Origin of the sequence: Corynebacterium sp. HMSC22B11, from assembly GCF_001815965.1 — a bacterium.
In the GTDB taxonomy this organism is placed as follows: domain Bacteria; phylum Actinomycetota; class Actinomycetes; order Mycobacteriales; family Mycobacteriaceae; genus Corynebacterium.
The window spans coordinates 1-9,097 of the sequence record NZ_KV823477.1 but is presented as its reverse complement, the minus strand read 5'-3'; the positions used below and the strand labels follow the sequence as shown (position 1 = coordinate 9,097).

The 9,097-nt window shown below is 63.0% G+C and carries 11 protein-coding genes; 5 read left to right on the top strand and 6 right to left on the bottom strand.

What is annotated here, in order from left to right; translation table 11 throughout:
• The first annotated feature begins 239 nt into the window (after window positions 1-239).
• The 3 genes from HMPREF3088_RS02485 (at window position 240) to HMPREF3088_RS02475 (ending at window position 2,011) form a co-directional block, all read left to right on the top strand.
• On the top strand, window positions 240-863 hold the full coding sequence (locus HMPREF3088_RS02485) for a DUF6474 family protein (protein WP_070758253.1): 624 nt from the start codon (window positions 240-242) through the stop codon (window positions 861-863).
• 132 nt (window positions 864-995) lie between these two features.
• Complete coding sequence (locus HMPREF3088_RS02480; RefSeq protein WP_070758251.1) at window positions 996-1,334, top strand: histone-like nucleoid-structuring protein Lsr2; 339 nt, start codon at window positions 996-998, stop codon at window positions 1,332-1,334.
• A gap of 44 nt (window positions 1,335-1,378) precedes the next feature.
• Entirely contained in the window at window positions 1,379-2,011 is a 633-nt protein-coding gene (locus HMPREF3088_RS02475) for a DUF2020 domain-containing protein (protein ID WP_070758249.1), read from the top strand.
• A 102-nt stretch (window positions 2,012-2,113) separates the two neighbouring features.
• Here the strand turns inward: HMPREF3088_RS02475 and HMPREF3088_RS10465 are convergent, their stop codons facing one another.
• Complete coding sequence (locus tag HMPREF3088_RS10465; protein WP_168167034.1) at window positions 2,114-2,269, bottom strand: hypothetical protein; 156 nt, start codon at window positions 2,267-2,269, stop codon at window positions 2,114-2,116.
• Between the two features lie 3 nt (window positions 2,270-2,272).
• Window positions 2,273-3,094: a class E sortase gene (locus HMPREF3088_RS02470; protein ID WP_070758247.1), complete on the bottom strand. Its 822-nt coding sequence runs from the start codon at window positions 3,092-3,094 to the stop codon at window positions 2,273-2,275.
• On the opposite strand from HMPREF3088_RS02470, the gene yidC reads away from it, so the two are divergent.
• Window positions 3,093-4,040, top strand: coding sequence for a membrane protein insertase YidC (gene yidC, locus HMPREF3088_RS02465; RefSeq protein ID WP_070758245.1), 948 nt, complete (start codon window positions 3,093-3,095; stop codon window positions 4,038-4,040). The genes HMPREF3088_RS02470 and yidC overlap by 2 nt on opposite strands.
• A 94-nt stretch (window positions 4,041-4,134) precedes the next feature.
• Here yidC and HMPREF3088_RS02460 read toward each other — a convergent pair whose 3' ends face one another.
• The 3 genes from HMPREF3088_RS02460 to HMPREF3088_RS10630 form a co-directional block, all read right to left on the bottom strand.
• Window positions 4,135-4,812: a TetR/AcrR family transcriptional regulator gene (locus HMPREF3088_RS02460; RefSeq protein WP_070758243.1), complete on the bottom strand. Its 678-nt coding sequence runs from the start codon at window positions 4,810-4,812 to the stop codon at window positions 4,135-4,137.
• Between the two features lie 90 nt (window positions 4,813-4,902).
• Window positions 4,903-5,808, bottom strand: coding sequence for a universal stress protein (locus tag HMPREF3088_RS02455; protein WP_070758241.1), 906 nt, complete (start codon window positions 5,806-5,808; stop codon window positions 4,903-4,905).
• Between the two features lie 146 nt (window positions 5,809-5,954).
• Window positions 5,955-6,113 carry a hypothetical protein gene (locus HMPREF3088_RS10630; RefSeq protein ID WP_246818008.1) on the bottom strand — a complete coding sequence of 53 codons (159 nt, stop codon included), beginning with the start codon at window positions 6,111-6,113 and terminating at the stop codon, window positions 5,955-5,957.
• A gap of 21 nt (window positions 6,114-6,134) precedes the next feature.
• On the opposite strand from HMPREF3088_RS10630, the gene HMPREF3088_RS02450 reads away from it, so the two are divergent.
• The gene (locus HMPREF3088_RS02450; protein ID WP_070758239.1) at window positions 6,135-7,256 is read left to right on the top strand and encodes a pseudouridine synthase; all 1,122 of its coding nucleotides are present in this window, start codon (window positions 6,135-6,137) and stop codon (window positions 7,254-7,256) included.
• A 91-nt stretch (window positions 7,257-7,347) separates the two neighbouring features.
• Here HMPREF3088_RS02450 and HMPREF3088_RS02445 read toward each other — a convergent pair whose 3' ends face one another.
• The gene (locus HMPREF3088_RS02445) at window positions 7,348-8,883 is read right to left on the bottom strand and encodes an MFS transporter (RefSeq protein WP_070758237.1); all 1,536 of its coding nucleotides are present in this window, start codon (window positions 8,881-8,883) and stop codon (window positions 7,348-7,350) included.
• Between the last annotated feature and the right edge of the window lie 214 nt (window positions 8,884-9,097).

Genomic DNA, 9,097 nt, shown 5'->3' with positions numbered 1-9,097 from the left:
TCTTCCTACTGCCCCAACTTTGCAACAGCACCCTCACAACTGCCCTAGCTTAGCCGGGGAGCACCCCTGCGGCCGAAGCGCGGAAAGCCGCCAGCCTACGACTGCATCCGCCCCACCCCGGTATTGCCCCGCGGGTCGCCACGCGTTCGCTAAAGTGGTGGGAAGTTAGCCATTTTCCCCAAGCCTGGCGAGGGCTTGGCGTGTGTGTACCGCGACTAATCGCATTAATGAGGAGAATCATGGGTCTATTCAAGAATCTGCGGAAGCGCCGTATCGAACGCAAGGCTGCGTTTAAGGCCGCAAAGACTCGGGCCAAGGTAGATGCCAAGGAGGCCGCGAAGCTGGAGAAGGCTAAGGAGAAGTACCTCCGCAAGACCGCCAAGCAGGTGCGCAAGCTCGACGCTAAGGAGCTGAAGAACCGCCGTAAGCACGAGGAGCAGATGGCGAAGGCGTCCATCGAGCAGCTCAAGGCCGGCCGCTTCAACTCCCGCAACGTGCTGCGCTTCATTGGTGCCTCGCGCGTCGCTGCCCCGGTGGTGGTTCCGCTGGTGTATCGCGCGCTAACCCAGCTGCAGGGCAAGGGCACCGTCACCACGCAGGCTCGCGGCGCTGCTGCGTCTGCGCTGCGTTCCTTCCCAGCGGACGGCGCCCCGCAGCGCGCACGCATTAAGCAGATCCAGAAGTCCGTGGACAAGGGCGTGCCTTCCGGTTTCGCTAAGGACGTCAATGACCGCATGGATGTTCTGATCGAGGCTATTGATAATGCTGGCTCGATGGGCGAAGATCAGCGCAAGCGAGTTCTGGAATCCGTATCTAAGGAGCTCGATCTCGTCGAGGCGCAGATCGCCACCAAGCGTGGTTAGCAACCACGTGATCTTGGCTACTTATTAGCCGCTTTCTTCGGCCATTCTTTAATGGCCATTTCTTTCTAATCGAATATTGGGTAGCATTTCTTTAAAATCCCTAAATCATCGATTCAGGAGTTGCTGCACACAATGGCACGCAAAGAGATCACCCAGTATTTTGACGATATCGACAACGCGCCACTCGCCGCAGAGGACGTTAATGTCGTGGAGTTCGCCGTTGATGGCGTGACCTACTCGATGGACGTCTCGACCGCGAACCGAGAGAAGTTCGAGGAAGCACTCGCTCCCTATATCGCAGTTGCTCGTCGCGTTCAGCGCACCAATACCCGCCGCGCGCCACAGAGCACCAATAGCCCAGAGCGCAACCGAGCTATCCGCGAATGGGCACAGGCTAACGGCCTTCAGGTTTCCGACCGCGGCCGCATTCCGCAGGATATTGTCGATAAGTACGACGCAGCACACTCCTAAACCACACTTCGTGAAAACGCGCTGCGCGCACTAGTATTTCGACCATGGCGCTTTCTACCCTTCGCATTTCTCCTGCCCGCCCCGTCGCGCGAGCCAGTGCAGCTATTCTGCTCATCGGCTCCCTCGCGATGGCGGGCTGTTCTGCGATTGGCGGCGATAAGCCAGAACAGAACACGGAAGCCCAGCAGTCGAAGGACGGTCTCCTGCCCGGCGAACCGGTCCCGGGAGTGAAGGGCACCGAACTGCCCGTCGATACCCTGCCCGCACCAGTGGGGCAGGGCGACTCCGAAACTCGCTGCCCTTATCTCGACGGCGAGTGGCTGCAGACGACCACGGGCCAGCGGTGGACCGCCACGGGCCTCGACGGACGCTTCGATCCGCCGGCGTGCGTCTTCTGGTCCTACGAGGACGTCCCTCAGGCACAAGTCATGGTGCGCCACATGACCAGCAACAAGGACGCCGTCGCCGTCGTCGACCACGCCGCCCCCGTGGACTCCACACTGAAAGCGCTGAAGCCCGAGGGCTGGAGCGGCGGCCGCAGCGGCGGCAAGGACGGCGAGGGTGCCGTCTACGCGGTGTGGAAGGACCAGACCGCCGTCGTCGTCTTCACCGCCCAGGAGCAGTCCCTGAAGGCGGAGCAGATCGCCACCGAGACGATCAAGAACCTCAAGCTCTAAGCCGGGCGTCCCCCACTACCCTGGTCCTCCGCAGCTCCCGCACAGCTGCCCCCGGCGCGCCTGCGACGCTGGCGGTCACTTAAGGCCCCGCCAGCGGCCCGCTTAGTCCACGGCCACGCTCGTCCACGGCATCATCGGGCCGATATACGGGAAAACTACCTCCATCAGCAGGAGGAAGATGGCGACCAGCACCACGAGCGTGATGATCAGCTTCACCCACCACGGGCCGGGCAGCATTCTCCAGAGTGCGGCGTACATGGACTAGACCTCCGTGAGCTCTGCCGGCACGTAGCCGGGGGACTTGGGTTCCTTCTTCTCGAGAACAGCGTGGACGATCATGCGCTCCGCATCAGAGAACTGCGGGTGGCAGGTGGTCATCGTCAGCAGGGCCGCGTCCTCGGGCCCGACCTCCAGCCCGGGAGCCCCGGGGATCGGGTTGATGACGTTGATGTCGCTGGGCAGGGTGATGTGGCGCCCCTGGATGCCCGCATACGGCCCGCTGGACATCTGTTCCGCAAGGTTCTCGGGCAGGCACTCCGCCGCCGCGGCCTGGCGCTGATCGGCGGGGACGTCGATGGGCAGCACCCGGTAGATGTTCCACGATCCGGCGGTCTCGACGACGACGGTGTCGCAGGTCTTCAGCAGGCCCAGGTCGTTGAATGGGGATCCGCGGCCGACGCGGTGGCCAGCCATCGCGAAGTTGCCTCGCTCGCCGGGGTCCTGGCTCTCGAGGTATTGGCCCGGCCCCTTCGTCAGGTCAGCATCGCTGGTGCCTTTGACCACGGCAAAGTTGAAATCGCTGCCGAAGGAGGGGATGTGCAGACGTGCGAAGGCCGCGCCTTCGGTGATCTCCGTGAGCGGTCGCGGGTTCCGGGAATCCCACTGGTTATCGAGGTCTCCTGCCACGAGGGCCTGCTCGCGTCCCGAGGAGATATCGGTCCAGTACACCTCGTAGAATGCGAAGAGCAGGGCGATCACCCCGAAGGTTACGAAGATTTCGCCAAGGACGCTGATCGGGTCCAGCTTCCGGCGGTGTTTACCGTCGCTCATGCGCATTACGTTACACGCTAAGGTTCTTTTCATGATTATCGTCGAATACCCGGTTGCGCTGGTGCTCAAGCTCTGGCACGTGCTTTTCACCAAGGTCTTCGGCATTGCCCCCAGCGTGGCCTGGATCGTGGCGGTGATTTTCCTGGTGCTGACGGTGCGTAGCCTGCTCGCGCCGTTGACCCTGCGCCAGATCCGCTCCTCCCGTAACCTCGCCAATCTGCGCCCGCAGTTGCACGAGCTGAGCCAGGAGTACGCGGGGCGCACTGACGCGGAGTCCCGCAAGGAGCTCAACAAGCGGCGCAAGCAGATGCAGCTCGAGGGCGGCTACCGGATGCGGGACGGCTGCCTTCCGGCGCTGATCCAGATCCCCGTGTTCATCGGCCTGTACCGCATGCTGCTGCGGGTGGCGCGTCCGAACGGCGTGGTGGATCCGAATAACCTGCACGGTTTCGGTCCCCTTTCCGACGAGGACGTCTACACCTTCATGCATGCCCGTATCTTCGGCGTCCCGCTGATCACCTACGTGCAGATGCCGGAGCAGTCCCTGGCGAACCTGGGCACGGATCAGGCGAGCGTGTTGCGGGTGGCATTGCCGATGGTGCTGCTGGCCAGTACCTTCACGGCGACGAACATGATCTTCTCGATCCGGCGGACGAAGGCGACGATGGACCCGAACCAGGGGTTCAGTTATTTCGCGCTGGGACTGCTGAAGGTGATGCTGCCGATCGTGTTCTTCATGCCGATCCTGTTTGGGCTGCTGGGCCCACTGCCGGTGATGGTCTTCGTGTACTGGCTGACAAATAACCTGTGCACCCTGACGATCACGCAGGGCATCCACCTGTGGAGCGATAAGACCCACCCGTATACGGAGGAATTCCACGCCCACAACGAGTTGCAGCTGCAGCGCCGCATGGAGAAGAAAGAGGAGAAGAGGGTCGCTAAGCGGCAGAAGCGGCGCACCGGCCGGCACCGCCGCTAGCCGCAACTAGTACTCGCAACTAGCACCCAGTAGCCGTGCCACGGCGAAATGCGGCCGACGCAGCGGCGCGGGCGAGCCCAGGCTCTGGTCCTGGCTAGATGTAGTAGCTCATCGGGACGGTGAGCAGCAGCTGCTTGGCCATGTCCCGAGCGGTCTCCAGGGGGCCGACGTGGCGGTTCATCTTCGAGCCCACGAGGCCACCGTCGAGAAAGATCATCAGCTGATCAGCCAGCGAGCGGGAGGTGTAACCGAAGCGTTCGGTGAGCAGCTCGGCCATGGTCTCGCGAACCCAGGTGCGGTGAGCCATCGCGGCCTCGCGGATGCGCACCTCGGATTCCACCTCCGGGCGCGGGTATTCGCTGGCGGCGTTCTGGAAGTGAGAGCCGCGGTAGTTATTCTCCGGCTCGGTCTTGATGCACAGGTCGAAGAAGGCGATGATGCGCTCTTCCGGCTTCTCGCGATCCTTGGCGAGCTCCTCCCAGTCCTCGCGCCACTTCTGGTCGAGCGCCTCGAGGTAGGCGACCACGAGGTTGTCCTTGGAGCCGAAGAGGGAGTAGAGGCTGGCCTTGGCGACGTCCGCGTCCCGGAGGATGCGGTCGATGCCGATCACGCGGATGCCTTCGGTGGTGAAGAGGTTCGTGGCGCTGGCCAGCAGGCGCTGCCGAGGCCCCGGGCGGTTACGCCGCCTGGAGGTGGCCTTCTTCGTGGCCTTCTTGGCGGTGGTCTTCTTCACCGCAGCTTTCTTCGCCGTGGCCTTTTTGGCGGGCCCCATCCCTCGGTCACTTCCTCTTCTTTTCAGTCAATAAAGTTCTCCCCCGGCCATGGGTAGTCAGGCCAGGGGAAAAGAACTCAGTCAAGCATCCTACTTGTTGCGTGGACGCACGACCATCATCGGGCACGGCGCGTACTGCAGCAGCGCACGGGAGGTGGAGCCCAGCAGCATGCCGCGGAAGCCACCGCGACCGTGGGAACCCAGGACGAGCAGCTGCGCGCCCTCAGCCTCGTCCTGCAGGGCGCCGACCGGACGATCACGAGCGATGATCTCGGTGACCTTCACGTCCGGGTAACGCTCAGCGAACGGCGCGATCTCCTGCTTCAGCAGGGCGATGTGCTCGGCCTTCTCCTGCTCGCCGGCGTTGAGGCCGGCGTAGGAGGCGTAGAACTGGGAGTCATTCCAGGCGTGCACGGCGGTGAGGCTAGCGCCGCGGGCAGATGCCTCGCGGAAGGCCTGCTCCATCGCCTGGCGGGACACCTCGGAGCCGTCGACACCGACGACGACCGGGCCGTACTTAGACTCCTCGCTGACGTCGCTGTCCTTGCGCACGACCACGACCGGGCAGTCGGCGTGGGAGACGACCGCGGAGGAGACGGAGCCCATGACCAGGCCGGAAAGCCCACCCAGGCCGCGGGAGCCCATGACGATCATCTCCGCGTCGCGGGAGAAGTTCAGGAGGATGTCCACTGGGGAGCCCTCCTTCACCGCGTGGGAGACCTTAATATCCGCGTTGAAGTTGCGAACCAGCTCGTGGGCGGTCTCGATGCGATCGTTAGCCTCACCCTCGAGGTCGTCGTAAAGCTCCTGCGGCGGAACCATGCCGTCGGCGTACATGAACTGCGGCATGGTGTACGCGGAGACGAGCTTCAGCGGCTGATTGCGCTTCAGCGCGGCGTTAGCTGCCCAGAGAACAGCGGTGTTGCTGGCCTCGGAGCCGTCCACTGCGACGATAATCTCGCGTCCGGAGTTGGTATTCTGTGGCTGATCGCTCATCGCGACTGTGTCCTTCCCAATAGAACTTTTGTCCTACCCCCATTATCCTGGCTTTTCATTGCGCTCGCTACCGCAATGAATTGATTTCCAATAACCGGAGGAATCAGACGAAAAAGACCCCTTTTTTGGAGGGGTCTTGTGGTGAATTAAGGCTTCTTAGGCTCCGGCAGCGGGACGTCGTGGGCGCCCGGTGCGTTGGATGGGGAGATCAGCTCCCAAAGCACCTGGAGGAAGCCCTTGACCACACGGCCGAAGTCGGTAGCGAAGAAGCTGGCGAGCGAGTTCATAATCACGTTGAGATCCATGAAGAAAGTTTTAGCACCCTAATGGTTCCCCTCGCAATTAAGGATGGCCTCAATCCCTCCCGGGTGGCCTTGCCGCATACGGCGGAGCCCACCACGGCCCTCGACTTCCTCCGCGAGCTCATCTCTGCCCAGCGCCACCGCCACCCCGAGGACGACGAGGCCGCCCTGCTGGAACGCTTTGCCGCCGGGGAGGTCGTCGACGACGCCGGTCGCCCCCTCTCCCCCAGCGACGTCATCCGTCCCGGTCGCTACATCAACTTCTACCGCCGACCCGCCCCCGAGCGCCCGGTCCCTGGTCAATTGCGCCTCCTATTTCAGGACGCCAACCTGCTGGTGGTTGATAAGCCGCCTTTCATGGCGACTTTGCCACGGGGCCAGCACATCGTGGAGACCGCCCTGGTCCGAGCACGCCGGCAATTCGGAATCCCCGAGCTGAGCCCAGCCCACCGGCTGGACCGGCTGACCCGTGGCGTATTGATGTTCACGGTGCGGCCCGAGGTTCGGGGCCCGTACCAGCGCCTCTTCGATGAACGGGTACCGGAGAAGACCTACGAGGCCGTGACTCTGCCCGCTGATCAGGCGCCCTTCTCTCCTCTCCCACGATTCCGGGGATGGCGGGAGTGGCCCGCGCCGACGCCGGAGAGGCCGTGGCTGCTTCGCCACCACATGGTGAAGGAACGGGGCCGGCTGGCCACTTATCTTGTCGAACCAGAGGCTGCGGTGATCGAGGCTTGCGCCGCTCAAGAGTCCGGCTCGGCGGACGCCTCCCCTGGTCACGATATGTTTCCCACACCACCGAATGCGCTGACCAAGGTGGTGGGGCTGCGAGCTGAGCGCCGCACGCTCGCAACCGCCACGGACCCCACCCCTCGGGAGCGGGAAGTGCTGGTCTGGGAACTGGTGCCGGAGACGGGCAAGACTCACCAGCTGCGCGTCGCCCTGAGAACCCTAGGGCTGCCGATCCTCAACGACCCTCTCTACGAGGAGCTTGCGGATGCGGCACTACACGACCCGAGCGCGCCGCTGCCGAGCCCACCATTTGCTGGCGAGGAGGATTTCGGCCGCCCCATGGAGCTCACGGCTCAGCGTTTGCGTTTCGAGGATCCATTGACCGGTGAGCTACGCGAGTTCTCGACGATCTAGGCGGTCGCTGTCCCAGGCCGTCCCGGGACGTCTCGGGACAAGAACCCCCCGTGGTCGGCCAACCGCCTCAGGACAGCTTGGCGGCACTGTTTTAGACAATCTCCGATTCGCCTGGCTCGCGGTGGCGCAGCAACCGGTTCGTGTACAGCGCGCCTGCGGCCAACACGAGGACAACAATGAGGGCTGTCAGGGTATATGCGCTGAGGTAGGAGTCGTGCGCATGCTGGAGAACCGTTGCCTTCACGGAGCCGTCGGGAAGACCGGCGGCGAATTGGACGGCGTCCTGGAGGCTCACATTCGGCTCGTGCCCCGCAGATCCGTGTGAGCCTGCGAGGGCGGGCGCGTTGACGTCATAAAAGATGGAATAGACGAGGGTAATCGCACTGCCGAGGATGGCGACGGACATCAGCGCACCGAGCTCGTAGGAGACCTCCTCGATGGAGGAGGCCATACCTGCACGGTTCGGCGGTGCCCCTCCAATCATCGCGATCGATGACACGGCCATGGACGCACCGAGCCCAATCCCAAGAATCCCGAGCCCGGTGAGGATCACTGCGTTGGAATTAGCCTTGGAGCCAACGGCAACGATGATCGCACCAAGGGCGCCCACTGCCATGCCCCCGGCGATGAACGGCCTCGCGCCATGAACGGTGTACAGCCGGCCGGCGGTGAGGGAACTGATCAGGGAACCAACAGCGACGATGGTGACGTACACGCCTGCGTGCAGTGGGCTGAAGCCGTCAATCAGCTGGAGGCGCTGGGTGGTGAGGAAGTCGAAGCCTGCGACCGCGAACATCGCTAGTCCTGCGCCGAAGACGCCGGAGAGGAATGGCGGGGAGCGGAAGATGCCGAAGTCCAGGAGCGGCTCTTGCAATTTGCCCTGACGCTTCGTGAACCGAAAGCCGAAGATCAGCGCCACCGCAATGGCGATGGCGACGACCCTCCAGTCGACGGGTCGGTGCGCGAGCTGCTTGATAAAGAGCACAAAGGAGACCAGCAGAATCATTGCCTGCAGGACTGAACGGAAGTCCCAAGCCTGGTCCGGGTTGGGTTCGTCGCGTTTGGAGACGAAGGGCAACGCGATGAGCGCAGCTAGGACGATGGGGACGTTCATGAGGAAGACGGAGCCCCAACGAAAGTATTCGAGGAGGAGTCCACCGACCACCGGGCCGAACGCGGCGGCGAGGGTGGCGAGGGCCGACCAGATGCCGATCGCGAGGTTCATCTCGGCTGGTTCTTCGAAGGTATGCCTGATGAGGGCGAGAGTGGCGGGCATCATCGTGGCCGCGCCGATGGCCAGCAGGCCCCGAGCGGTGATAAGGGTGGCGACATTGGGGCTATAACCGCCCAGCACGGACGCGAGACCGAAAATGCTGAGGCCGATGATGAACAGACGCCGGTGCCCGACTTTGTCACCGAGGGTGCCGGTGCCCATGAGAAGCCCACAGATGACGATGGGGTAGGCATTGATGATCCACAGCATCTGGGGTGCGGTGGCATCGAGTTCGGCGACGATGGTTGGGAGGGCGGTGTAGAGGACTGTGTTGTCCAGGCAGACGAGGAACACTCCCATGCCAACGGTGGCGAGGAGGAACCAGCGGCGTGGGTCCTTGGCGATTTCGTTCATTTTGTGCGCCGTCCAGCTTCTTCGAATTCACTCCGGTTCGGGTATCTAGGGTTGAGACACCAAAAGCCCCCGTTGGTTTGGGGGCTATAGGAAAATAAAAAAAGTGGTGGTGCGACACGTTGCTGATCATCACCCGTACTAAACGGGAACAACCAACAACCCGTCGCACCACCACTATGAAAGTTTAATGCCGGCGGCGTCTTACTCTCCCACA